The following is a 22,409-nucleotide window of genomic DNA, read 5'->3' as shown; positions in this document are numbered from 1 at the left end:
GCCGGATTATCGGTTGATGCCGTGCCACAGCGCAAGCTTCGCCGCAAAAGACAGTTGCGCGTTCGCCGGCGAGCTCGACGGCAATACGAGCACCTCGTAGCCGGCGTCGGCATACAGCGTCGCATAACGGCCGGCGGCCTTGCCATTGAAGCAAACCCGGCGCAGCAGCGGGCACAGGTCTTTCAGCAGCAGGTGATCATTCGCCTGCGGCCGGCGGATCGCGGCATCCAGGCTGCCTTCCCGCTCGCAGCCTTCCAGCGCATCCCACAGGCCGATATGGCGGGACAGCAGCCGCTGCAGCCGGGCTTCATAGGGCAGTTCGGCCAGCGGCTCATCCAGCACCGCGCCCAGCAGCGGCCAGAACTGGTTGCGCGGATGGGCGTAATAGCGCTGCGCCTGCAGCGACGCCGCGCCGGGAAAGCTGCCGAGGATAAGGGTACGGATGGCGGGATCGAGGACGGGAGCGAGGCCGGACAGGGCGGCCGTCTGGGATGGGGGGGCAGGGGGCATAGGGGATTGTAGTCGCGCACCGCGATGCCCACGAAACGGACGATGGCCTTTTTGAGGAGGTTGGCGGCTCGACGGCTGTTCGGCAGTAATGGCAGACATTTCAGTTGACAGCCATGCAGCGCTGAATCCTTGCTGGCGACGGAGACCTCCCCAATTCAGGTGATTAATTTCCCTAAATAAACTTATTAATAGTCTAAAAATATTCCTCGGAAGCGTCTCCCCTGCAAATTAACTTTACGGACCGCCCGATCAGGCGGTCGCGGAATCCGCTTTCTTCATTCATGCCAGTCATATTTTTTAAGTCAGGACCTATGAAAAATTCAAGCGTGCTGTTGCTGCTGCCGTTCCTTGCGGCTTGTGCCGTCACCACTCCGCCGCAGCAGCCCATCGAAGCGCCGGTCAGCAGGGCGCAGCAGGCAGCCGCCCAACAGCAATCAATTCTGCCGTCGGTAAAGACCTTTAAACGAAAGATAGCGATCGGCCGGTTCTCGAATGAGACCCGCTACGGAAAGACGTTTCAGGTCGATGCCGACAGCGATCCGTTGGGCAAACAAGCATCGGACATGCTGATGAACCGATTGGTCAGCTCAAACAAATTTCTGGTATTCGAGCGGCAGGACCTGGCAAAGCTGCAGAAGGAGCAGGCGATGCTCAAGCAGGCTAACCTGATCGGCGTCGATGCGCTCGTGCTCGGGTCGGTCACCGAATTCGGGCGTAGCACGACCGGGAAATCAGGTTTTCTCAGCGCGACAAAGGTGCAGACCGCCCGTGCAAAAGTGGAGATACGCCTGGCCGATGCACGCACCGGCCATGTTTTCTTCACCGCCACCGGGACGGGAGAAGCCAGCACCGAATCCGGAGAAGTCGCCGGATTCGGCAGCAAGGCGAATTACGACGGCACTCTGAACGACCGGGCGATCGGCGCCGCTATCTCGGATGTGCAGAATGCGCTGATGTCCAAGCTGGAGGAGCGCCCATGGCGCACCGACATCCTCAGGGCGGAGGGCAAGCAGTTCTACATTTCGGGCGGCCTACGGCAGGGCCTGAAGCCTGGCGACCTGGTTTCCGTGATGAAGCAGGGAGACGTGATACGCAGCCAGCAGTCGGGATTCGACATCGCCTTGCCGTCCACGATGATCGGCAAGGCCCGGATCACCAGCCTGTTCGGCGACAACGAGAGCAATGAAGGCTCGGTCGCGGAACTCATTTCCGGCGCAGTCGCCGCCGGCGCAGGCAGCACGCTATATATCGCGGAATCGAAGGATTGAACATGAAAATACTTGTCGCATTGACGCTGCTGGCGAGCCTGTCGGCCTGCGCGCTGCCCGAAACGTCTGTCAGATCGGGCGCTGTCCGGCCAAAGCTGGCCTTTCCGAACGCCGAGCCGGACGTGACGCTGGTGGTCGATGGCATCACTATCGGACCAGCTGATCATTACAACGGCAATCCCGGCGTGCTCCTGGTCGAAGAAGGCGTGCACCTCGTCGAACTGAAGCGAAACGGGCAGACCATACATAGCGAAAAAACCCTGGTCGGCAACGGCGAGACCAGGGCGATCGTCACCAGTTCAGGAGCGAAATGATGCGTATTGCCTATTTGCTGTCCGCGATCCTGCCGATAACCCTGCTGAGCGCCTGCGTGGCGCCGGCTAAATATAACTGGGGCAATTATGACGGGTCGTTATATGGCTATTACCAGGATCCCACCCGGCTCGATGCGCATCTGACGGAAATGGAAAGCATCATCCGGTCATCCGAACAGACCAGCAGGAAGGTAGCCCCCGGCATCCATGCGGAATATGGCTACTTCCTGATGCAGAGCGGGAAGGCGGGGGAAGCAGTCGCCCAGTTTGAAAAGGAAAAAACGGATTGGCCTGAATCAGGGCAGTTAATGTCCATCATGATCCGGCAGGCTGAAGCCCGGTCCACCAAATCTTCAACGGCAAAGGATTAGCAGCCATGGTTCGTTTTATCAAGATATTCATGTCCATGGCCTGTGCTGTCGCACTGTCGGCCTGCGTGACGCCACCCGCCCACAAGGACTATTCCGCAATCCGTACGGAGCAGCCTCGGTCCATCCTGATCGTCCCGGCGATAAACAGGAGCGTGGAAGTCAATGCGCCGGACTACTTCCTGACCACCATCGGCAAGCCGCTTGCCGAACGCGGCTATTACGTGTTTCCCGTGCATCTAGTAAAGCGCGTGCTGGAAGATGATGGACTTGGCGATGCCGACATGGTCCACGCAAGCGAGCCGGAACGCCTGGGCAAGCTGTTCGGGTCGGATGCAGTGATGTACATCTCGATAGAACAGTGGAACGCCAAGTATGTCGTCTTCAGCACGTCCGTCACCGTGAGCCTGAAATACATACTGAAAAGCACGGCGACCGGAAACACGCTATGGGAGAACGCCCAGACCCTGGTCTATCAGCCGCAGAATAATTCGGGTGGCGGGCTGGCGGGGCTGATTGCCCAGGCGGTCGTTGCCGCAATGGCGAAGGCGGCGCCCAACTACATGCCACTTGCCCGCCAGGCAAATGCGCGCGCCATCTATACCAAAGGCCAGGGGCTTCCCGCCGGTCCCTACGATCCGGCCTACCAGAAAGACCAGGCCGATTTCTAAACACTGCAATGGCGTTTTGTGGATGCCAGGCTTAATGCTCGATAGCTTGGCATCCGCACCAGCAGTGAACGCAGCCAGGATGCAGGCCGTTCACCGTTTGCTCGTGCTGGCCAGGAAATGCACCAGCGCCATGACCGGCAGCGCGAACCCCACCCAGCAGGCCAGCGTCCATCCGCCATGCGCATAGGCCCATGCGCCCAGCGCCGAGCAGGCCGCGCCGCCCATGAAGAAACTCGCCATGAACAGGCCGTTCAGGCGGCTCCGGTATTCGGCGTCCAAGCCGAAGATGGCGCGCTGGCCGGTGATCAGGTTGGCGGTAACGCCGTAGTCCAGCACGATGGCGGCGAGGGTCAGCAGGCCCAGCGCCAGCAGCGATCCATCCTGTCCGGCAAGGCTCATCAGGAAACCGCCGGCGACCATCAGCATTGCCACGATGCTCACTTTTCGGCCGTGGCCGCGGTCGGCCAGGCGTCCGCTGATGGGTGCGGCGACCGCGCCGGCGACGCCGGCCAAGGCGAACAGCGCGATACCGCGCTGGCTGAGACCAAACGCCGGACTCGCGAGGAACAAGGGCACGGTGGTCCAGAACAGGCTGAATGCGCCGAACAGGCAGGCCTGCTGCAGTGCCCGGCGCTGCAGCACCGGCTGCGTGCGCGCCAGCCACCACAGCGACCCGAGCAGCTTCGCATACGGCAGCTTGGCTTCGGGCCGGCGTGACGGCAGGATGAGCAGCAAAAGCACCGCCAGCGCCAGCATCAGCGCTGCCGACAGCAGGTAGATCGCATGCCAGCCCCACAGCGAGGCGACAAAGCTCGCGACCGGCCGCGCCAGCATGATGCCCATCAGCAGGCCGCTCATGACGTTGCCCACCACGCGTCCGCGGTTGGCGTCGCTGGCCAGGTGCGCCGACCACGGCACCAGGATCTGTACCGTGACCGAGGTGAAGCCGATCGCCGCGGCCGCGGCCAGGAACACCGGCGCACTGCGCACCATTGCGGCGGACAGCAGCGCTAACGCGCAACAGGCAATCAGCGTCAGCACCAGCCGACGGTTTTCAAGGATGTCGCCCAGCGGAACGATGAAGAGCAGGCCCAGGCCGTAGCCGACCTGCGTCAGCGTGACCAGCAGGCCGGCGGCCGCCGGCGACATGCCGAGCTCGGCCGCGATCGGTCCGGCGAGGGGCTGCCCGTAGTACAGGTTGGCGACGATCAGACCGCAGGCGACGGCGAACAGCATGGGCAGCCAGGTGGGTGCGTCGGCTGCCGATATGCCGACCTGTGCCGGGCTGCCTGGAGACGAAGGTTTCATGGGAGACGGGCAAAGCGCGCCATGATACCGGCTTCGGGGTGAGCCCGCTGCAAGCGCAGGCATCCGTTTTCACTGGCGCGCCTGGAACGGAAGCATGGCGGCAGGCTTTGCAACCGTGAAGCGCCGGTTCCGGCGAGCTGCGCCTATCCCGGTTTCACACTTTCACAGTCAGGCGAACCGGACATTGCACCCGGACTTGTTTGCCGACACTCCATTGGCGATATGCCGGCGACCTTCGGGATCCTTCACATTCCCGACGATGATTTCAGTCATCGAGGTATTTTTTTTCAAAAGCTTGCCCAGGCTTTTAGCAGACCGTTCATCCATCGCACACCTGGAAAGATCCAGTCTGCTCAACGCGGTTTTCTTGTTTTTTCGGAGTCCGTCGAAAAGCGCCCGTGCGCCATCGCTGTCGATGCCGTTGAAACCGAGGTCAAGCGTTGTCAGGCTCTTGTTCCGCGCGAGCGCAGCGCCTATTGCCGCGGCGCCGCTGCCGGAGATACGGTTTGCAGGAGCAATGACGGTCCTGACGCCTCTGTTCTTCGAGAGTAGCCCCGCAATAGCTTGGCCAAGAAGTGATTCCGTTTGCTCCATCGGTACATCGCCGCTGTTCGAAATTTCGATCGCTGCAACCGTCAGGTTATCTTTCAGATGGTTTGCCAGCGCATTGAAGAACTCGGACGTAATGTACGGGCATTTTGAAAATGCCAGCTTCGTCAGCGCTGGATTTTTTTTCACCAGGTCGGCGAGCGCTTCGGCGCTATGTGAGTCGAGGTAGGGCCGGGCGTCGGTGCCGCCGCGCGAGTTTATCGGCCGGCTGAAATGAATCGAGGTGACCTTGGTTGCTGCCCCCAGCAAACCGATCAGCCGCAGGGCAGAGTCCGTTACAAGATCCGGCTGAACGACAACGTGTTGGGCGTCCGGATAGTTCTCCAGCAGATCCCGGATCTCTTCCTCGAAAATGAAAACCTTGTTCAGGGTCAGGATGCCCGCCCTGGCGTCCCATGCCCACTCCGACGGAGCGGCAATGGGAGTCGCAGGGCAGGTTGCCTGCTGCAGCACTGCAAGGGCAGCAACCGGTGCGCCATGCGCGGGCAAGGTAGGTGCGTTGACGTCTGGGACAAGCAGCGTGCGCTGGCCCGGAGGACCAGACCGCATGACGGGCGCTGGCGCCGCGCTGGCGGAGGGGGCGGTGTCCCTTGGGCTGGTGGAAGAGGAAACTGCATCGCTCACGTCGCTGTGCGAATGGGAGTCGCGTCGGGAAAGGATTCTCGGGTCAGCCATCAGGGTGCCTTTCAGGTAAAGGCTGGCTTGGTAGTAATTCGGTCAGGCCGGTTCCATGCGACCGGTTTCAGCCATCCTGCCCATGCACGCGCTCAACGGCTTTCGCTATACTCGCCGCTTTGCCAACCGAATCCGAACTGACAATGGGACGCATGGACCCGAGCGATGCGCCTGTTGCGGAAAAACCCTTGAGGAGCGAGACATGAGCGCTACCCGCATTGCTGTTCTTGGCGCCGGCTCCATCGGCGCCTACGTTGGCGGCGCGCTGATCGCCGCCGGGGCCGATGTCACGCTGATCGGCCGTGCGCGCATGTGCGAGCAGGTCGCATTGCATGGATTGACGATCAGCGACATGGACGGGCGCAACAGCTCGCTGTCCGCTGCGCAGGTCCATTGCGGCGAGGACCCGGCCGTGCTTGCCGGCGCCGCACTCGTGCTGGTCACCGTGAAAAGCGCCGATACCGAGGGCGTCGCGCATCTGCTGGCCCAATATGCGGCGCCGGATGCGCTGGTCGTCAGCCTGCAAAACGGCATCGGCAATGCGGATGTTCTGCGGCGCGCGCTGCCGGGACGCACGGTATTGGCCGGGATGGTGCCGTTCAACGTGGTCCAGCTTCCGGGCAGCCGTTTTCACCGCGGCACCGAAGGCAGCCTGATGGTCGAGGCGTCGCCGGCGCTGGCGCCATGGCTGCCGATGTTCGAGGTCGCCGGGCTGCCGCTGGTGCAGCGGACCGATTTTGTCGCGGTCCAGTGGGGCAAGCTGCTGATGAACCTGAACAACCCGGTCAATGCGCTGTCCGGCCTGCCGCTGAAGGCGCAGCTGTCCGACCGTGATTACCGGCGCTGCCTGGCGCTGCTGATCGACGAAGCGTTGCATGCGCTGGCGGCGGCCGGCATCGCGCCGGCGCAGATCGGCAAGGTGCCGCCAACGCGCCTGTCACGCCTGATGCGCCTGCCGAACTGGCTGTTCACCCGTGTCGCCGCGTCAGCGCTGCGCATCGACTCGGAAGCGCGGTCGTCGATGTGGGAAGACCTGCAGGCAGGGCGGCGCACCGAGATCGATTACCTCAATGGCGCGGTGGTGGCGCTGGCGGAAAAGTTTGGGCTGGATGCGCCGGCGAACCGGCGCATCGTCGCGCTGGTGCATCAGGCGCAGCAGGGCAAGGACGGGGGGATACGCAGCCGGGACCTGCTGGCGGCGTTGCATGCCTGAAGTAAAGACTGCTTGAGAAATAACGATGCGCAGCGTGCGAACGATGCGCAGGGTGCGGCAGCAAGGCGCTGTGCCCGGTCGACGCCTTGCTTCATTGGCGCTTGCCTGACCCGCACAATCCACATCTCGCGCGCGCCAGCCAAGGCCGCCGCGCGTGCAATGCAGGAGCGCTTGGCACTCCCTTTGAACTGCATGGATGCCGGGTCCGGCGTGTTATGCCAATCCCGGTTCACGCGGGGCCATGAAGCTCCGTAGGGTGTAATAAGCGAAAGCGCATTACACCATTCGTTGCGAACAGGCGATGGCGGTTGGTTGGCGAGTGGTGTAATGCGCTGCGCACATTACACCCTACGACCACGCTGGCGAATCGGAACTATCGGCCTCAACCGGTACGCCATGACTTGGGTTGGTATCACTGCAAACCGTACCCGCCATCCCACCATCTTCTATCGGGACTTAGCGCGACGCCATACCCAGCAGCATTTCATTGAGCCGCTTCACGAACCCGGCCGGGTCCGCCAGCGTGCCGCCTTCGGCCAGCGCAGCCTGGTCGAACAGGATGTTGGCCCAGTCGTCGAACTTGCCGTCCTCGTACTTCAGGCGCTGCACCAGCGGGTGGTCCGGGTTGATTTCCAGGATGGGCTTGGACTCCGGCGCGTTCTGCCCGGCCGCCTTCAGCATGCGCACCAGGTTGCCGGACAGCTCGTTCTCGTCCGCCACCAGGCAGGCCGGAGAGTCGGTCAGCCGGAAGGTCACGCGCACTTCCTTGGCCTTGTCGGCCAGCGCGGTCTTCATCTTCTCGACCAGGTCCTTGTACTGGACCTCCGTTTCCTCGTGCTGCTTCTTCTCGGCCTCGTCTTCCAGCTTGCCGAGGTCGAGGTCGCCCTTGGCCACCGACACCAGTTCCTTGCCGTCGAAATCCTGCAGGAAGGACAGCATCCACTCGTCGACGCGGTCGGTCAGCAGCAGCACTTCGACGCCCTTCTTGCGGAAGATTTCGAGGTGCGGGCTGTTCTTGGCGGCCGCATAGCTGTCGGCCGTGACGTAGTAGATCTTGTCCTGGCCTTCCTTCATGCGCGACACGTACTCTTCGAAGGACACGGTTTGCGCGTCGTTGTCATTCTGGGTCGACGCGAAGCGCAGCAGCTTGGCGATGCGTTCCTTGTTGTTGCTGTCCTCGCCGATGCCTTCCTTCAGCACCTGGCCAAACTCCTTCCAGAAGGTGGCGTACTTGTCCTTCTGGTCCTGCTCGTCGCCGTTGGCCAGTTCTTCCAGCATGCCCAGCACGCGCTTGGTCGAGCCTTCGCGGATGACCTTGACATCGCGCGACTCCTGCAGGATCTCGCGGGACACGTTGAGCGGCAGGTCGCTGGAATCGATCACGCCCTTGACGAAGCGCAGGTAGACCGGCATCAGCTGTTCGGCATCGTCCATGATGAAGACGCGCTTCACATACAGCTTGATGCCGCCGCGCTTGTTGCGGTCCCACAGGTCGAACGGCGCATGCGACGGGATGTAGAGCAGCTGCGTGTATTCGCTGCGGCCTTCGACCCGGTTATGGGTGAAGGTCAGCGGTTCCTGGAAGTCGTGCGACACATGCTTGTAGAACTCGGCGTACTGCTCGGGCGTGATGTCGGCGCGGTTGCGGGCCCACAGCGCGCTGGCCTGGTTGATCGTCTCCAGTTCGTCGCTGACGACCATCTCCTTCTTTTCCTCGCTCCATTCTTCCTTTTTCATCTGGATCGGCAGCGAGATATGGTCGGAGTACTTGCGGATCACCGACTTCAGCTTCCACGACGACAGGAACTCGTCCTCGCCTTCCCGCAGGTGCAGCGTGATGCGGGTGCCGCGGTCGGCCTTGTCGATCGCTTCCACGGTGAAGTCGCCTTCGCCGCCGGACTCCCAGCGCACGCCTTCGCTGGCCGGCAGGCCGGCGCGGCGGGATTCGACGGTGATGCGGTCGGCGATGATGAAGGCCGAGTAGAAGCCGACGCCGAACTGGCCAATCAGCGCAGCATCCTTCTGCTGGTCGCCGGAAAGCTTGGAAAAGAATTCGCGGGTGCCGGACTTGGCAATCGTGCCGAGGTGCTCGACCGCGTCGTCGCGGCTCATGCCGATGCCGTTGTCGGCGATGGTGATCGTGCGCGCGTCCTTGTCGAAGTCGACGCGGATCTTGAGGTCGGGGTCGTTCTCGAACAGCGCACCGTTGTTGATCGCTTCGAACCGCAGCTTGTCGGCGGCGTCGGACGCGTTCGAGATCAGCTCGCGCAGGAAGATTTCCTTGTTGGAGTACAGGGAATGAATCATCAGCTGCAGCAGCTGCTTGACTTCTGCCTGAAAGCCCAGGGTTTGCTTTTCGGTTACGGCCATTTTGTTCCTCGGAAGTGGGTTGGACAAGGCCAGCGCCAGGACGGCGCGCGACCACAAGTAAATAGTGCTTACTGCCGGGTACGGCAAGGTGTCGGAGATATGGGCACCGAATCGGCCATTTCAAGGCTGCAATTCAAGCATGTTGCCGTCCCGGGGACGCAGGCTTAGGAGTAAAATTGCACGTTTCCCCGGCGCATCCTGCCTCTCGCCAGCGCCGGGCGCCATTTTTCCGGAGCCACGCATGTCCATCGAAGAAAAATTGCTTGCCCTCGGTATTAACTTGCCATCCGCCGCCGCGCCGGCCGCGGCCTATGTGATGTATGCGCAGAGCGGCAACCTGGTATTCCTGTCCGGGCATATTGCAAAGCGGGACGGCAAGCCATGGGTCGGCCAACTGGGGCGCGACCTTGGCACCGAGCAGGGCATGACCGCGGCGCGCGCGGTCGCAATCGACCTGCTCGCGACCCTGAAGGCCGCCTGCGGCGGCGACCTCGGCCGCGTGAGGCGCATCGTGAAGGTCATGAGCCTTGTCAATTCGACGCCCGACTATACCGAGCAGCACCTCGTCACCAATGGCGCGTCCGAGCTGCTGGTCGAGGTCTTCGGCGACGCCGGGCGCCATGCCCGTTCCGCCTTCGGCGTTGCGCAGATCCCGCTGGGCGCCTGCGTCGAAATCGAACTGATCGCCGAGATCGCCTGACCCCGGCTTCCCGGTCCTCTACCGCATTCCAACGTCCATAGCATGAAAATAGAAAACCCCAACCCCATACAGTGGCAGTTCTCGCAACGCGCCGAGCAGCTGCAAAGCTCCGCCATCCGTGAAATCCTGAAGATCACGATGCGCCCGGAGATCATTTCCTTCGCAGGCGGCCTGCCGTCGCCGCAGACTTTCCCGGTCGAGCGCATGCGCGAGGCCTATGACGCGGTGCTCAGCCGCGCCGGCAAGGTGGCGCTGCAGTACGGACCGAGCGATGGCTATGCGCCACTGCGCGAATGGATCGCCGACTCGCTGTCGACGTCCGATTGCCCGATCGTCCCGGAACAGGTGCTGATGCTGTCCGGCTCGCAGCAGGGGCTGGACTTGCTTGGCAAGGTGCTGATCGACGAAGGCAGCAAGATCCTGGTGGAGACGCCCAGCTACCTGGGCGCGCTGCAGGCGTTCTCCGTCTACCGTCCGGAGTTCGTTTCCGTTGCGACCGACGACGACGGCCTGGTGCCGGAAGCGCTGGATGCGGTCGGGCAGGGCGCGCGCCTGCTGTATTCGCTGCCCAACTTCCAGAACCCGACCGGCCGCAGCATGACGCTGGCCCGCCGGATCGCGCTGGTCGAAGCCTGCGCCCGCCTGCGCGTGCCGCTGATCGAGGACGACCCGTATGGCGCGCTCAGCTACAACGGCGAGCCGCTGCCCAAGCTGCTGAACATGAATCCGTCCGGCGTGGTCTACATGGGTTCGTTCTCCAAGGTGCTGACACCGGGCATCCGGCTGGGCTACGCGGTCGCGCCGGTGCCGCTGGCGCGCAAGATGGAGCAGGCCAAGCAGGCGACCGACCTGCACACCGCGCAGCTGACGCAGATGGTGGTGCATGAAGTGGTCAAGGACGGCTTCCTGACCGAGCATATCCCGACCATACGCAAGCTGTACGCGGCCCAGTGCCAGTCCATGCTGGACGCGCTGCAGGAATTCTTCCCGGCTGGCGCGAGCTGGACCCGGCCGCAGGGCGGCATGTTCATCTGGGTCACGCTGCCCAAGCACATCAACAGCATGGAGCTGCTGGAGGCGGCGGTCGCGCAGAACGTGGCCTTCGTGCCGGGCGCGCCGTTCTATGCGAATACGCCGGAGCCGAATACGCTGCGCCTGAGCTTCGTCACCGTGCCGCCGGAGCAGATACGCATTGGCGTGGAAAAGCTGGGCAAGCTGATCGCAGCACGGATGTAATCAGGCAGCGCGCCTGCCGACGGCAGGCGCGCTGCGTCGGCACGGACTCGCCTTGTGCCGCTGAAATCTTGACCAAAGCAGCCGGAGACGCTGATTTCCTGCATCCGCTCCAGACAACGCGCCAAGTTGTCGGCGCATGTGAACGGTCTTTAATCCATGCACAAGAGGGACTTGCAGGGCATTTGCACCTGCACAGTCCCGCGTCACGCTACAAGGCCTATTGCGCCAGCAGCGCCGCCGCCTTCACCCGCGACTCCAGCGCCTTGCCCTTGCGCGCGCGCTTGCCGATGTGCGGCGCCAGGCCGCTGGCCGACAGCGCCACTTCCTGGGCCTTGCCACCGCGGCCGATGCCGGTCACGATGACGCCGCGCTGGCTGACCGGTTGCGCCGCCAGCAGCTTTTCCTTGGGTTCGAGTTCCATCAGGATCACGCCGCGGCCCGCGGACAGCACCTTGAGTTCGTCGAGGCCGAACACCAGCAAGCGCCCTTGTCCCGACAGGCAGGCCAGCGCGCTGGCCTTTTCGGCGATGACTTTCGGCGGCAGCGGCTCGTCGCCTTCCTCCAGCGTCATGAAGGCCTTGCCGTTGCGGTTGCGGCTGACCAGGTCGCCGGCCTTGGCGATGAAGCCGTAGCCCGCGGTCGACGCCACCAGCAGCGGCGTGTTGCCCGGTCCCGCGAAGTAATGCAGCAGGCGGCTGCCGCTGGCGACATCGACCAGCGTGGTGACCGGCACGCCGTCGCCGCGCGCGTTGGGCAGCGCGGCCACCGGGACCGAATAGGCGCGGCCGTTGGAGCCCATCGCCACCATGTTGTCCACCGTCCGGCATTCGAAGGTGGCATACAGCGCGTCGCCTGACTTGAACGTGAACTGCGCGGCGTCGTGTCCATGGCCGCCGCGGGCGCGCACCCAGCCGCGCTGCGAGATGATCACCGTGACCGGCTCGTCGATCACTTTCTGCTCGGCGCTTGCCCGTTCGGCTTCCTCGACCAGCGTGCGGCGCGGGTCGCCGAACTGCTTGCCGTCGGCTTCGATCTCGCGGATGACGAGCCGCTTCATCGACGACGGGTTTTCCAGCAGGTCCTGCAGCGAGGATTTTTCCTTGCGCAGTTCGGCCAGCTCCTGCTGGATCTTGATCGCTTCCAGCCGCGCCAGCTGGCGCAGCCGGATTTCAAGGATGTCGTCGGCCTGGCGCTCCGACAGGCTGAACGCGGTCATCAGCGCCGGCTTGGGCTCGTCGGACTGGCGGATGATGCGGATGACCTCGTCGATGTTCAGCAGCACCGCCTCGCGGCCTTCGAGGATGTGGATGCGGTCCTCGACCTTCTGCAGCCGGAAGCTGGAGCGGCGGGTAATGGTGGTGAAGCGGAACGCGATCCACTCGGAGAGGATCTGCAGCAGCGACTTCTGCCTTGGCCTTCCATCGCCGCCTATCATCACCAGGTTGATCGCCGCGCCCGACTCCAGCGACGTGTGCGCGAGCAGCGTCTGCATGAATTCGGCCTGGTCCTGGTTCTTGGACTTGGGCTCGAACACCAGCCGCACCGGCGCGTCGCGTCCTGACTCGTCGCGCACCGTGTCCAGCATCGCAAGCACGGTCTGCTTCATGGCCAGCTGCTCGGGCGACAGCGCCTTCTTGCCCAGCTTGACCTTGGGATTGGTCAGCTCCTCGATCTCTTCCAGCACCCGCTGCGTCGACGCGCCGGGCGGCAGCTCGGTGACCACCGCCTGCCACTGGCCGCGCGCCAGTTCCTCGATCTTCCAGCGCGCCCGCACTTTCAGGCTGCCGCGGCCGCTGGAATAGATGTCGGAGATGGCTGCCGGCGAGCTGATGATCTGGCCGCCGCCCGGATAATCGGGACCGGGCATCAGCGCCATCAGTTCCTCGTGGCTGAGCTTGGGATTGCGTATCAGCGCGACGGCCGCCTGCGCGACTTCGCGCAGGTTGTGCGACGGTATTTCGGTGGCCATGCCGACCGCGATGCCGGATGCGCCATTGAGCAGGAGGAAGGGCAGGCGGGCCGGCAGCAGCCGCGGCTCTTCGGTCGAGCCGTCGTAGTTGGGCTGGAAGTCCACGGTGCCCATGCCGATCTCGTCGAGCAGCAGCCGCGAGATCGGCGTCAGCCGGGCTTCGGTGTAGCGCATCGCCGCGGCGCCGTCGCCGTCGCGCGAACCGAAATTGCCCTGGCCGTCGATCAGCGGGTAGCGCAGCGAGAAATCCTGGGCCATGCGCACCAGCGCGTCGTAGACCGACTGGTCGCCGTGCGGATGCAGCTTGCCCAGCACGTCGCCGACCACGGCCGCCGACTTGCGCGGCTTGGCCGTCGCGGTCAGACCGAGTTCGCTCATTGCATACAGGATGCGGCGCTGCACCGGCTTCTGGCCATCGCAGACGTCGGGCAGCGCGCGGCCCTTGACCACCGAGACCGCATAGTCGAGGTAGGCGCGCTCGGCAAAGGTGGCCAGGGTCAGCGATTCGCCGTCGCCGGAAGGCACGGCATCAAACAGGGTGGCTTGTTCAGTCATGAAAAGATCAGGGTCATTGTTCGATTACGGACCGCGTCGGCATGTTGCCGCGGCCAGGTATGGTCAGGTAGACCCGGCCGCTGGCGGATGCCGCCTGCGCCGGGCTGGCCGGCTGCGCCGGCTTGTAGAGATGGTAGAACTGGGTCACCAGCTTCACGTAATTCTGGGTCTCGGGGTAGGGCGGCACCCGGTTGCGGTATTTCTGCACCGCGCCTTCGCCGGCGTTGTACGACGCCAGCACCAGCGCCATCTGGTCGGGGAACATGCGCATCAGGTCGCGCAGGTAGCGCGCGCCGAGACGGATGTTGGTCTTCGGGTCGGCCAGCTTTTCGCTGACGCTGTTGCGCTTGTCGGCCTGCAGCCCGTAGCGCTCGGCGGTGGCGGGCATCACCTGCATCAGGCCGACCGCGCCTTTCGGCGACACCGCGCCCGGGTTGAAGCCGGATTCCGCGGCCATCACCGCCTTCAGCAGGGGCAGCTCGACCGCATAGTCGTGCGCGGCCTGCGTCATCAGCGGCTCGTACTTTTTCAGGTTCGGATGCCGGGCCAGGTATTGCTGGATCGCGCCCTGCGGCGCCGCAGCTGCAGGTGCGGCCGGCGCCTTGAGTTCGGCCGAGTCGAATGCGCCGTCGCCGCGCAGGAACAGCTGGTAACGCTCGTCGAGCTTCTCGGCGGAGAAATGCGCATTGCCCTCGGCGTCGATGTAGCCGTAGATATCGGCCCGCGCGACGGTTGCCGCACAGGCCAGCGCCATTCCCGCAAGAAGCACGGCGAGTCGCATCAGATGTCGGCCTCCGCTTCATTGCCGTGCTCTTCCAGCCACAGCCGGCGGGCAGACGCCTCGCCCTTGCCCATCAGCATGTTGAAGCGCGCCTCGGACGCCGCCAGGTCGAAGTCGCCCAGCGTGACCGGCAGCAGGCGCCGGGTGTCCGGGTTCATCGTGGTTTCCCACAGCTGTTCGGCATTCATCTCGCCCAGGCCCTTGAAGCGGGAGATGGCCCAGCCGCCGTCCTTGATGCCGTCCTTGCGCAGCTTGTCCTCGATGGCGACGAGTTCGCCGTCGTCGAGCGCATACAGCTTCTGCACCGGCTTCTTGCCGCGCGCCGGCGCGTCCACGCGGTACAGCGGCGGGCGCGCGATGCAGATATGGCCGTTGTCCAGCAGCTTCGGAAAATGGCGGAAGAACAGCGTCAGCAGCAGCACCTGGATGTGCGAGCCGTCGACGTCGGCGTCCGACAGGATGCAGATGCGGCCATAGCGCAGGCCGGACAGGTCGGGGCTGTCGTTCTTGCCGTGCGGGTCGACGCCGATCGCGACCGCGATGTCGTGGATTTCATTGTTGGCGAAGAGCCGGTCGCGCTCGGTTTCCCACGCATTGAGCACCTTGCCGCGCAGCGGCAGGATGGCCTGGAATTCCTTGTCGCGGCCCATCTTGGCCGAGCCGCCGGCCGAGTCGCCCTCGACCAGGAAGATCTCGTTGCGGCTGACGTCGCTGGACTCGCAGTCGGTCAGCTTGCCGGGCAGCACCGCGACGCCCGAGGATTTCTTCTTTTCGACCTTCTGCGCCGAGCGCAGACGGGTCTGGGCCTGGCGTATCACCAGCTCGGCCAGCCGCTTGCCGTAGTCCACGTGCTGGTTCAGCCACAGTTCCAGCGGCGGCCGGCAGAAACCGCCGACCAGGCGCACCGCGTCCCGCGAGTTCAGCCTTTCCTTGATCTGGCCCTGGAACTGCGGGTCCAGCACCTTGGCCGACAGCACGAAGGAGGTGCGGGCGAACACGTCTTCCGGCAGCAGCTTGACGCCCTTGGGCAGGAGCGCATGCATCTCGACGAAGTTCTTCACCGCGCCGAACAGGCCCTCGCGCAGGCCGGACTCGTGGGTGCCGCCGGCCGGCGTCGGGATCAGGTTCACATACGACTCGCGGACCACGTTGCCGTCCTCGGTCCAGGCGACCACCCAGGCCGCGCCTTCGCCTTCGGCAAAGCCTTCGGCGTCGCGGCCGGCATATTGCTCGCCTTCGAACAGCGGGATCACCAGGTCGGCGTTCGAGCCCTGGGCGAGGGACTCGGTCAGGTAGCCGCGCAGGCCCTGCTCGTATTGCCAGGTCTGGGTTTCGCCGGTGCGCTCGTGCACCAGCGTGACCTTGACGCCGGGCAGCAGCACGGCCTTCGAACGCAGCAGCCGCTGCAGGTCGGCCTGCGGGATGGCCGACGAGTCGAAGTACTTGGGATTGGGCCAGGCGGTGACCCGGGTGCCGGACTTCTTGTCGTCGCGGGCGATCGGGCGCGAGCTGAGCGGCTCGATCAGGTCGCCGTCGGCGAAGGCCAGCTGGTGCACGCGGCCCTCGCGCCAGACCGTGATTTCCAGCCGCGATGCGAGCGCATTGGTGACCGACACGCCGACGCCATGCAGGCCGCCGGAGAACGCATATGCGCCGCCGCTGCCCTTGTCGAACTTGCCGCCGGCATGCAGCCGGGTAAACACGATTTCCACCGTCGGTATCTTTTCTTCCGGGTGCAGCCCGACCGGGATGCCGCGGCCGTCGTCGTCGACGCTGACGCCGCCATCGGTGCGCAGCGTGACGACGATGTTGCGGCAGTGGCCGCCGAGCGCCTCGTCGGACGCATTGTCGATGACTTCCTGGATGATGTGCAGCGGGTTCTCGGTGCGGGTGTACATGCCTGGCCGCTGTTTGACCGGCTCCAGGCCCTTGAGAACACGGATCGATGACTCGCTGTAGTCGGAGATTTGATTCTTTTTGGTTGCCATACGATGTAAAACAGGTGGAAGACCGTGGAATGCCTCGCCGGCGACGGGAGTTCGGCGGGCCAAAGTGCATGCATTCTAATGAAAATGCGGCGTCGGAGGCGAACTTCAAGTGTGCCGGTACTGGCAGGCAAGAAAGGATTGTACCAAAATACTGTATAAAAATACAGTTAAAATCCGCTGTCCGGGAGCGCGTCAGCTATGAGGCGACGCCGGCAGCGGGTGCCGGAACCGCCTGCTCGGTGGGCAGTCTGCCCGGTGTATCCAGCGCGGCCGGTACACCGTACCGTACCGGCCCGCGCGCCCCGGTGGTCGGGCACGCGGTCGGGTGCGCGAAGGGGAGAACCTACTTGCTCAGCAGCCGCATCCCGCGTTCCAGCCCCTCTATCGTCAGCGGGAACATCCGGTTGTTCATGATCTGGCGGATCACCGCGATCGACTGCCTGTATTGCCACAGGCCCTCCGGCTCCGGGTTGAGCCAGACGAACTTGGGGAACTGGCGGGTGAAGCGCTGCAGCCATTCGGCGCCGGCTTCCTCGTTGTTGTATTCGACCGAGCCGCCCGGCTGCAGGATCTCGTACGGGCTCATCGTGGCGTCGCCGACGAAGATCAGCTTGGTGTCCGGCGTGTACTTGCGCAGGATGTCCCAGGTCGGAAAGCGCTCGGCATGGCGGCGGCGGTTGTTCTTCCACAGGTAGTCGTAGACGCAGTTGTGGAAGTAGTAGAACTCCATGTTCTTGAACTCGGTCTTGGAGGCCGAAAACAATTCCTCGGTGCGCGTGATGTGGTCGTCCATCGTGCCGCCGACGTCCAGCAGCATCAGCACCTTGATGTTGTTCTTGCGCTCGGGCTGCATCCGGATGTCGAGGTAGCCGGCATTGTTGGCGGTGGCGCGGATGGTGTCATCGAGCGCGAGTTCGTCCTCGGCGCCTTCGCGCGCGAACTTGCGCAGCCGGCGCAAGGCCACCTTGATGTTGCGGGTGCCGAGCTCGCGCTCGCTGTCGTAGTCGCGGTAGGCGCGCGATTCCCAGACCTTGACCGCGCTGCGCTTGCCGCCTTCGCCGCCGATGCGTATGCCTTCCGGGTTCTCGCCGCCGTTGCCGAAGGGCGAGGTGCCGCCGGTGCCTATCCACTTGCTGCCGCCTTCGTGCTTTTCCTTCTGCTCGGCCAGCAGTTCCTTCAGGCGGTCCATCAGCTTGTCGTAGCCGAACTTCTCGATCGCGGCCCGCTGCTCGTCGGTCAGCTCGCGCTCGATGCGCTTCATCAACCATTCCAGCGGAATCTCGGGATGCTTCTCGAACAGCGTGTCGATGCCCTTGAAATACAGGCCGAACGCCTTGTCGAACTTGTCGTAATGGGCCTCGTCCTTCACCAGCGTCATCCGCGACAGGTAATAGAACTCGTCCAGCGAAGGCGCGATCACCTGCTTCTGCATGGCTTCCATCAGGATCAGGTACTCCTTGATGGAGACCGGGATCTTTGCGTCTTTGAGGGTAAAAAAGAAGTCGATCAGCATGCTGTCCTACCGTTCGAGTTTGAATTGCAGATGGCGCTTCACGGTCGGCCATTCCGAATCAATGATGGAAAACACCACGGTGTCGCGCAGCGTGCCGTCCGGCATGCGCAGGTGGTTGCGCAATACGCCGTCCTGCCTGGCGCCGAGCCGGGCGATGGCCTCGCGCGACTGGTGGTTCATCCAGTGCGTCCGGAATTCCACCGCGATGCACTGCAGCGCGTCGAACGCATGGCCCAGCAGCAGCAGCTTCGCCTCGGTGTTGATGCCGGTGCGCTGCGCGCGCCGGGCATACCAGGTATGGCCGATCTCAAGCCGGCGGCTGGCCGCGTCGACCCGGAAATAGCGGGTGCTGCCGACGATGCTGCCGTCGCGCATGTCGCGTATTGCAAACGCCAGGTCGTCATGGGCGCGCATCGACAGCGCCGTTTCGAGCCAGTTGCGCATCGTCTGCGGCGACGGCACCGACGTGTACCAGAGCTTCCACAGTTCGCCGTCGGATGCCGCGGCGACCAGCGCATCGTGATGCCCGGGCGCCAGCGGCTCGAGCTGCACGTGGCGGCCTGTCAGCGTCACCGGTTCAATGAATGCCATGCGATGCCCGGCGTGTCAGCGGTTGTTGCGGGACATGAAGACCAGGCGCTCGAACAGGTGCACGTCCTGCTCGTTCTTCAGCAGCGCGCCATGCAGCGGCGGCACCGCATTTTTCGGGTCCTTGGCGCGCAGCGCCTCCGGCGGGATGTCTTCGGCCAGCAGCAGCTTGAGCCAGTCCAGCAGCTCGGACGTCGAAGGCTTCTTCTTCAGGCCATTGACGTCGCGCACTTCGTAAAAGGTCTCCAGCGCCTTGGACAGCAGTTCCTTCTTCAGGTCGGGGAAGTGGACCTCGACGATCTGCGCCATCGTGTCCTTGTCCGGGAACTTGATGTAATGGAAGAAGCAGCGGCGCAGGAACGCGTCCGGCAATTCCTTTTCATTGTTGGACGTGATGATGACCAGCGGCCGGTGCTTGGCCTTGACCATCTCGCGCGTCTCGTAGACATAGAATTCCATCCGGTCGAGTTCGCGCAGCAGGTCGTTCGGGAATTCGATGTCGGCCTTGTCGATCTCGTCGATCAGCAGCACCACGCGTTCGTCGGCGGTGAAGGCCTGCCACAGCACGCCCTTGACGATGTAGTTGTGGATGTCCTTGACGCGCTCGTCGCCGAGCTGCGAGTCGCGCAGCCGCGACACCGCGTCATATTCGTACAGGCCCTGCTGGGCCTTGGTGGTGGACTTGATATGCCACTGCATCAGCGGCATGTTCAGCGCAGCCGCGACTTCCTCGGCAAGCATGGTCTTGCCGGTGCCCGGCTCGCCCTTGATCAGCAGCGGCCGCTGCAATGTCATTGCCGCATTGACGGCAAGTTTCAGGTCGTCGGTCGCAACGTATTGCTCGGAGCCGGTGAAGCGATGGTCTGGTCGCATGATGTCCCGTGGTCATGGAAGAAAGATAGCCACGAGTATAAGCGAGAAATTCCCGGCAAGTATTCGGCGGCGCCGGCCATGCCGGCCCGCGGTCAGGCGCCGTCGGCGACGCCGCCTTCCTTGTAGTCCTCGACCAGCATCGAGTTCTCCTGGTCGGCCGCGGCGCGCATTTCCGGCGGCAGCGCTTCATGCTGCTGCGCCCGGTCCATCAGCACCGCGACGTTGTCGAGCTTGCGGTCGACTTCGGCGGCAAGGGTGCGGGCCGTCAGCGGCGACGGCAGCGGGAACTCGCAGTCGAGCGCCATCGCCGCCAGAGGATCGTCCTCCGCCATCGGCATGTCCGGCGACTGGTCGCGGCCCGCCAGGCTTTGCTTCAGGGCCTGCAGCCTGTCATGCATCTCATCAAGTTGCGCGGTGCTGATTGCCATCGGCCTGTCCTTTCTGGTTGATTGCGGCGGCTGTCGCCGCAGGATATGCCCGTTGGATCGGCCAGCGCGGCGAAAGATCCCGGCCGCATGTTGATCGGGCACATGCGGTCAGCGGCGCGCGCGGCCCAGGCGCAGCGTGAGGCCGACGCCGGCCGCCAGCACCATGCAGCAGGCGGCGAACGCGGAGCGGAATCCTCCCGCATGCTCGATCAGCAGCCCGGCCGCGGCGGGGCCGGCGAACTGGCCGACCGCGTAGAACAGCGTGACGAAGCTGACCGCGAGCGGCGCTTCGTGCGGCCCAACCGTTTCGGTCGACGCCGCGAGGATCGCGCCGAACATGCCCGACAGCGTGCAGCCCACTATCAGGAAGTGTGCGGCGAAGCCGCCCAGCGTCGGCGTGACGACCGGGATCAGTATGCCCAGCAAGGTCATGCTGACGCAGATGCGCAGCACCAGCGCGCGGCCGTAGCGGTCTGACAGCCAGCCCCAGCACGGACTGGAAAAGATCGACAGGATGCCGGTCACCGCGGCCAGCCTGCCCGCTGTGAGCGCCGGCACGCCGGACTCCAGCGCGAAGCTGTACATGAAGATCGCCTGGACGATGTAGGTGATGCCGACAATGCCGTACAGCAGGCCGACGGTGATCACATGGCTGTTGCGGAAGACCTTGGCCTTGTCAACCTTGTGCGTGCCGGTCGGGCCGGCGCCGACCGGATTGCGCAGCAGGAAAAAGCCGGCGACCAGCGCCACCAGCGCGGTCAGCGCAAACAAGGCCCACGCAATGCGCCAGCCGCGTTCGGCATAGGACGCATGCAGCGCGGGCACCAGCGAACCCGAGAGCAGCAGGCCCAGGCCGACGCCGCTGTTGGCGATGCCGATGACGGCGCCGCGGCGTTCGGGAAACCAGGCGGCGAGCAGGGAGATCACCGGGGTATAGGAAAACGCGGTGCCGAAGCCGAGCAGCGCCATCAGCGCGACCAGCAGCCGGTAGTCCGAGGCCAGCGCAAGCCCGCCGAAGCCGGCCATGGTCATCGCCACGCCCGACAGCACCGCGAGCCGGCCGCCCCAGCGCGAGGCGACCATGCCGGCCACCATGATCAGCAGAAGGTAACCGAGCGCGCTGGCGGTGCCCAGCGTGCCGGCCTGCTGGTAGCTCAGGCCGAGCGCGCTGCGCATGAAGGGCAGGATGAAGCCGTAGGAAAGCCGGGCGAATACGACCACGACCATGATGACCAGCGCGCCGGCGGCGACCATTGCCCAGCCCCGGCTGTTGGGCATGCCCGAGGCTTTGGCGGAGGAGGGCAGCGCTGCGGAGGGCCTGGTCGTCATGCGGACGTCCGGCGGAACAGGCTGGCGCCGGGCATGGCAGCAACGGCGGTCAGGGTGATCCCGGTAGCGAGGGTAGTGCCGGGCGCGGGCATGGCGGCTGCCCGCCACGGCCGGCGCTGCATTGTCGCTGGCTGCATCGCATTGTCTCCATCATTGTTTTATGCGGTGCATTATAAAAGACCATGGCAAGCCCCGCCCGACCGGCGGCCGGCCGGTTTGGATGAACCGGTCCGGATGGCGATACAACGTGGACGCTTTGATACTCTTCGGGTAGAATCGAGCGGTTTTGGCAGGACAGGCAACATGAGGTCGCCATCTCGGTGCGTCGTAGCCAGGACTTGCTCCAGCGCCGGCCAGTTTCGCATTAACTACCCCAGCTACCATGAAAAACTTATTCGCATTTCTCGCGCTTGCGGGTATTGCCCAGTTCGCTGCAGCCGCGGACGCGACAGGCAATACGAAGTCGGCAGCAAACAAGGTTGAAAGCTGTATCGGCTGCCATGGCATTCCAGGCTACAAGGCTTCGTTCCCCGAGGTGTACCAGGTGCCCATGCTGGGCGGCCAGTCCGCCAAGTACATCGAAAACGCGTTGAATGCGTACAAGAAGGGTGAGCGCAAGCACCCGACGATGCGCGGCATTGCAGCAACCCTGTCCGACCAGGACATCGCCGACGTCGCTGCGTATTATTCGCAGCAGAAGTGACCGGAGCCACCATGAAATTACTGACCGCATCGGCCCTGCTGGCCCTGTCTTCCCTGTCCGTCTCCGCCCATGCCGCCGGCGACATCAACGCCGGCAAGGCCGCCGCAGAGAAATACAACTGCGCAGCCTGCCACGGCAAGGACTACAACACGCCGATCGACCCCAGCTATCCCAAGCTGGCTGGCCAGCATCGCGATTACCTGACCCATGCGCTGGTGGCCTACCAGCGCGGCGCCGACGGCGCCAACGGCCGCGGTAACGCGATCATGGCCGCGCAGGCGAAGCCGCTCTCGCACCAGGACATCGTCAACATCTCCGCGTACCTGAACAGCCTGCCAGGCACGCTGGTGCTGCGCCGCTGAACCCGCTGGACCGATCACTCAGGAAGCCACCGCAAGGTGGCTTTTTTATTGCGCGCCGCTACTGCCGTGCGCTGCAAT

Annotated in this window: 22 protein-coding genes; 9 read left to right on the top strand and 13 right to left on the bottom strand. The window is 64.1% G+C overall.

Annotation, left to right across the window (positions count from 1 at the left end):
• Positions 1 to 6 precede the first annotated feature (6 nt).
• Positions 7 to 510: a DNA-deoxyinosine glycosylase gene (locus tag QOL82_RS25280; RefSeq protein ID WP_283445092.1), complete on the bottom strand. Its 504-nt coding sequence runs from the start codon at positions 508 to 510 to the stop codon at positions 7 to 9.
• A gap of 326 nt (positions 511 to 836) precedes the next feature.
• Between QOL82_RS25280 and QOL82_RS25275 the strand changes: the two genes are divergently transcribed.
• Genes QOL82_RS25275 through QOL82_RS25260 form a run of 4 tightly spaced genes read left to right on the top strand, consistent with a single transcriptional unit; the run spans position 837 to position 3,131 of the window.
• Positions 837 to 1,778, top strand: a complete 942-nt coding sequence (locus QOL82_RS25275) for a CsgG/HfaB family protein (protein ID WP_283445091.1) — start codon at positions 837 to 839, stop codon at positions 1,776 to 1,778.
• Positions 1,779 to 1,780: 2 nt separating this feature from the next.
• Complete coding sequence (locus tag QOL82_RS25270) at positions 1,781 to 2,092, top strand: hypothetical protein (protein WP_283445090.1); 312 nt, start codon at positions 1,781 to 1,783, stop codon at positions 2,090 to 2,092.
• Entirely contained in the window at positions 2,089 to 2,463 is a 375-nt protein-coding gene (locus QOL82_RS25265; protein ID WP_283445089.1) for a DUF4810 domain-containing protein, read from the top strand. Before QOL82_RS25270 ends, QOL82_RS25265 begins: the two co-directional genes overlap by 4 nt.
• Before the next feature lie 5 nt (positions 2,464 to 2,468).
• The gene (locus tag QOL82_RS25260; protein ID WP_283445088.1) at positions 2,469 to 3,131 is read left to right on the top strand and encodes a DUF799 domain-containing protein; all 663 of its coding nucleotides are present in this window, start codon (positions 2,469 to 2,471) and stop codon (positions 3,129 to 3,131) included.
• Between the two features lie 90 nt (positions 3,132 to 3,221).
• Here QOL82_RS25260 and QOL82_RS25255 read toward each other — a convergent pair whose 3' ends face one another.
• Entirely contained in the window at positions 3,222 to 4,439 is a 1,218-nt protein-coding gene (locus QOL82_RS25255) for an MFS transporter (RefSeq protein WP_283445087.1), read from the bottom strand.
• Between the two features lie 168 nt (positions 4,440 to 4,607).
• Positions 4,608 to 5,723, bottom strand: a complete 1,116-nt coding sequence (locus QOL82_RS25250) for a leucine-rich repeat domain-containing protein (protein WP_283445086.1) — start codon at positions 5,721 to 5,723, stop codon at positions 4,608 to 4,610.
• Between the two features lie 202 nt (positions 5,724 to 5,925).
• Here QOL82_RS25250 and QOL82_RS25245 point away from each other — a divergent pair, with 202 nt between their 5' ends.
• The gene (locus tag QOL82_RS25245; RefSeq protein ID WP_283445085.1) at positions 5,926 to 6,936 is read left to right on the top strand and encodes a 2-dehydropantoate 2-reductase; all 1,011 of its coding nucleotides are present in this window, start codon (positions 5,926 to 5,928) and stop codon (positions 6,934 to 6,936) included.
• A 456-nt stretch (positions 6,937 to 7,392) separates the two neighbouring features.
• On the opposite strand, the gene htpG is transcribed toward QOL82_RS25245, so the two are convergent.
• Entirely contained in the window at positions 7,393 to 9,306 is a 1,914-nt protein-coding gene (htpG, locus tag QOL82_RS25240) for a molecular chaperone HtpG (protein WP_283445084.1), read from the bottom strand.
• Between the two features lie 241 nt (positions 9,307 to 9,547).
• Between htpG and QOL82_RS25235 the strand changes: the two genes are divergently transcribed.
• Together QOL82_RS25235 and QOL82_RS25230 are read left to right on the top strand one after the other, a co-directional pair.
• Positions 9,548 to 10,006: a RidA family protein gene (locus QOL82_RS25235; protein ID WP_283445083.1), complete on the top strand. Its 459-nt coding sequence runs from the start codon at positions 9,548 to 9,550 to the stop codon at positions 10,004 to 10,006.
• A 42-nt stretch (positions 10,007 to 10,048) separates the two neighbouring features.
• Complete coding sequence (locus QOL82_RS25230; protein ID WP_283445082.1) at positions 10,049 to 11,242, top strand: aminotransferase-like domain-containing protein; 1,194 nt, start codon at positions 10,049 to 10,051, stop codon at positions 11,240 to 11,242.
• Positions 11,243 to 11,459: 217 nt separating this feature from the next.
• On the opposite strand, the gene parC is transcribed toward QOL82_RS25230, so the two are convergent.
• From parC to QOL82_RS25185, 9 genes are all read right to left on the bottom strand, one after another.
• Positions 11,460 to 13,766 carry a DNA topoisomerase IV subunit A gene (gene parC / locus QOL82_RS25225; RefSeq protein ID WP_283445081.1) on the bottom strand — a complete coding sequence of 769 codons (2,307 nt, stop codon included), beginning with the start codon at positions 13,764 to 13,766 and terminating at the stop codon, positions 11,460 to 11,462.
• A gap of 13 nt (positions 13,767 to 13,779) precedes the next feature.
• A complete protein-coding gene (locus tag QOL82_RS25220; protein WP_283445080.1) occupies positions 13,780 to 14,547 on the bottom strand; it encodes a lytic transglycosylase domain-containing protein in 768 nt (255 codons plus the stop codon).
• Positions 14,547 to 16,535 carry a DNA topoisomerase IV subunit B gene (locus tag QOL82_RS25215; protein WP_283445079.1) on the bottom strand — a complete coding sequence of 663 codons (1,989 nt, stop codon included), beginning with the start codon at positions 16,533 to 16,535 and terminating at the stop codon, positions 14,547 to 14,549. Before QOL82_RS25215 ends, QOL82_RS25220 begins: the two co-directional genes overlap by 1 nt.
• A gap of 343 nt (positions 16,536 to 16,878) precedes the next feature.
• Positions 16,879 to 18,048 (bottom strand): vWA domain-containing protein, encoded by a 1,170-nt coding sequence (locus tag QOL82_RS25210; RefSeq protein ID WP_283445078.1) that lies wholly within the window; start codon positions 18,046 to 18,048, stop codon positions 16,879 to 16,881.
• A gap of 6 nt (positions 18,049 to 18,054) precedes the next feature.
• Positions 18,055 to 18,639, bottom strand: coding sequence for a GNAT family N-acetyltransferase (locus QOL82_RS25205; RefSeq protein ID WP_283445077.1), 585 nt, complete (start codon positions 18,637 to 18,639; stop codon positions 18,055 to 18,057).
• Positions 18,640 to 18,654: 15 nt separating this feature from the next.
• Positions 18,655 to 19,509: an AAA family ATPase gene (locus QOL82_RS25200; RefSeq protein ID WP_283445076.1), complete on the bottom strand. Its 855-nt coding sequence runs from the start codon at positions 19,507 to 19,509 to the stop codon at positions 18,655 to 18,657.
• Positions 19,510 to 19,601: 92 nt separating this feature from the next.
• Positions 19,602 to 19,937 carry a hypothetical protein gene (locus QOL82_RS25195; RefSeq protein ID WP_283445075.1) on the bottom strand — a complete coding sequence of 112 codons (336 nt, stop codon included), beginning with the start codon at positions 19,935 to 19,937 and terminating at the stop codon, positions 19,602 to 19,604.
• A 108-nt stretch (positions 19,938 to 20,045) separates the two neighbouring features.
• The gene (locus QOL82_RS25190) at positions 20,046 to 21,266 is read right to left on the bottom strand and encodes an MFS transporter (RefSeq protein ID WP_283445074.1); all 1,221 of its coding nucleotides are present in this window, start codon (positions 21,264 to 21,266) and stop codon (positions 20,046 to 20,048) included.
• The gene (locus QOL82_RS25185) at positions 21,263 to 21,403 is read right to left on the bottom strand and encodes a hypothetical protein (RefSeq protein ID WP_283445073.1); all 141 of its coding nucleotides are present in this window, start codon (positions 21,401 to 21,403) and stop codon (positions 21,263 to 21,265) included. Before QOL82_RS25185 ends, QOL82_RS25190 begins: the two co-directional genes overlap by 4 nt.
• A 245-nt stretch (positions 21,404 to 21,648) precedes the next feature.
• Between QOL82_RS25185 and QOL82_RS25180 the strand changes: the two genes are divergently transcribed.
• Together QOL82_RS25180 and QOL82_RS25175 are read left to right on the top strand one after the other, a co-directional pair.
• Positions 21,649 to 21,969: a c-type cytochrome gene (locus QOL82_RS25180; protein WP_283445072.1), complete on the top strand. Its 321-nt coding sequence runs from the start codon at positions 21,649 to 21,651 to the stop codon at positions 21,967 to 21,969.
• Between the two features lie 11 nt (positions 21,970 to 21,980).
• The gene (locus tag QOL82_RS25175; RefSeq protein WP_283445071.1) at positions 21,981 to 22,331 is read left to right on the top strand and encodes a c-type cytochrome; all 351 of its coding nucleotides are present in this window, start codon (positions 21,981 to 21,983) and stop codon (positions 22,329 to 22,331) included.
• The last annotated feature ends 78 nt before the right edge of the window (positions 22,332 to 22,409 follow it).

Origin of the sequence: Noviherbaspirillum suwonense (assembly GCF_900182955.1) — a bacterium.
GTDB lineage: Bacteria > Pseudomonadota > Gammaproteobacteria > Burkholderiales > Burkholderiaceae_D > Noviherbaspirillum_A > Noviherbaspirillum_A suwonense.
Note: the sequence above shows the minus strand (reverse complement) of the source record. Positions and strands in the feature narration are given on the sequence as shown.

Excerpts from the sequence above, each read along its gene's own strand:
- QOL82_RS25280 (WP_283445092.1), bottom strand. The coding sequence starts at position 510 with ATGCCCCCTGCCCCCCCATCCCAGACGGCCGCCCTGTCCGGCCTCGCT.
- QOL82_RS25270 (WP_283445090.1), top strand. The coding sequence starts at position 1,781 with ATGAAAATACTTGTCGCATTGACGCTGCTGGCGAGCCTGTCGGCCTGC.
- QOL82_RS25265 (WP_283445089.1), top strand. The coding sequence starts at position 2,089 with ATGATGCGTATTGCCTATTTGCTGTCCGCGATCCTGCCGATAACCCTG.
- QOL82_RS25260 (WP_283445088.1), top strand. The coding sequence starts at position 2,469 with ATGGTTCGTTTTATCAAGATATTCATGTCCATGGCCTGTGCTGTCGCA.
- QOL82_RS25255 (WP_283445087.1), bottom strand. The coding sequence starts at position 4,439 with ATGAAACCTTCGTCTCCAGGCAGCCCGGCACAGGTCGGCATATCGGCA.
- QOL82_RS25250 (WP_283445086.1), bottom strand. The coding sequence starts at position 5,723 with ATGGCTGACCCGAGAATCCTTTCCCGACGCGACTCCCATTCGCACAGC.
- QOL82_RS25245 (WP_283445085.1), top strand. The coding sequence starts at position 5,926 with ATGAGCGCTACCCGCATTGCTGTTCTTGGCGCCGGCTCCATCGGCGCC.
- htpG (WP_283445084.1), bottom strand. The coding sequence starts at position 9,306 with ATGGCCGTAACCGAAAAGCAAACCCTGGGCTTTCAGGCAGAAGTCAAG.
- QOL82_RS25235 (WP_283445083.1), top strand. The coding sequence starts at position 9,548 with ATGTCCATCGAAGAAAAATTGCTTGCCCTCGGTATTAACTTGCCATCC.
- QOL82_RS25230 (WP_283445082.1), top strand. The coding sequence starts at position 10,049 with ATGAAAATAGAAAACCCCAACCCCATACAGTGGCAGTTCTCGCAACGC.
- parC (WP_283445081.1), bottom strand. The coding sequence starts at position 13,766 with ATGACTGAACAAGCCACCCTGTTTGATGCCGTGCCTTCCGGCGACGGC.
- QOL82_RS25220 (WP_283445080.1), bottom strand. The coding sequence starts at position 14,547 with ATGCGACTCGCCGTGCTTCTTGCGGGAATGGCGCTGGCCTGTGCGGCA.
- QOL82_RS25215 (WP_283445079.1), bottom strand. The coding sequence starts at position 16,535 with ATGGCAACCAAAAAGAATCAAATCTCCGACTACAGCGAGTCATCGATC.
- QOL82_RS25210 (WP_283445078.1), bottom strand. The coding sequence starts at position 18,048 with ATGCTGATCGACTTCTTTTTTACCCTCAAAGACGCAAAGATCCCGGTC.
- QOL82_RS25205 (WP_283445077.1), bottom strand. The coding sequence starts at position 18,639 with ATGGCATTCATTGAACCGGTGACGCTGACAGGCCGCCACGTGCAGCTC.
- QOL82_RS25200 (WP_283445076.1), bottom strand. The coding sequence starts at position 19,509 with ATGCGACCAGACCATCGCTTCACCGGCTCCGAGCAATACGTTGCGACC.
- QOL82_RS25195 (WP_283445075.1), bottom strand. The coding sequence starts at position 19,937 with ATGGCAATCAGCACCGCGCAACTTGATGAGATGCATGACAGGCTGCAG.
- QOL82_RS25190 (WP_283445074.1), bottom strand. The coding sequence starts at position 21,266 with ATGACGACCAGGCCCTCCGCAGCGCTGCCCTCCTCCGCCAAAGCCTCG.
- QOL82_RS25185 (WP_283445073.1), bottom strand. The coding sequence starts at position 21,403 with ATGCAGCCAGCGACAATGCAGCGCCGGCCGTGGCGGGCAGCCGCCATG.
- QOL82_RS25180 (WP_283445072.1), top strand. The coding sequence starts at position 21,649 with ATGAAAAACTTATTCGCATTTCTCGCGCTTGCGGGTATTGCCCAGTTC.
- QOL82_RS25175 (WP_283445071.1), top strand. The coding sequence starts at position 21,981 with ATGAAATTACTGACCGCATCGGCCCTGCTGGCCCTGTCTTCCCTGTCC.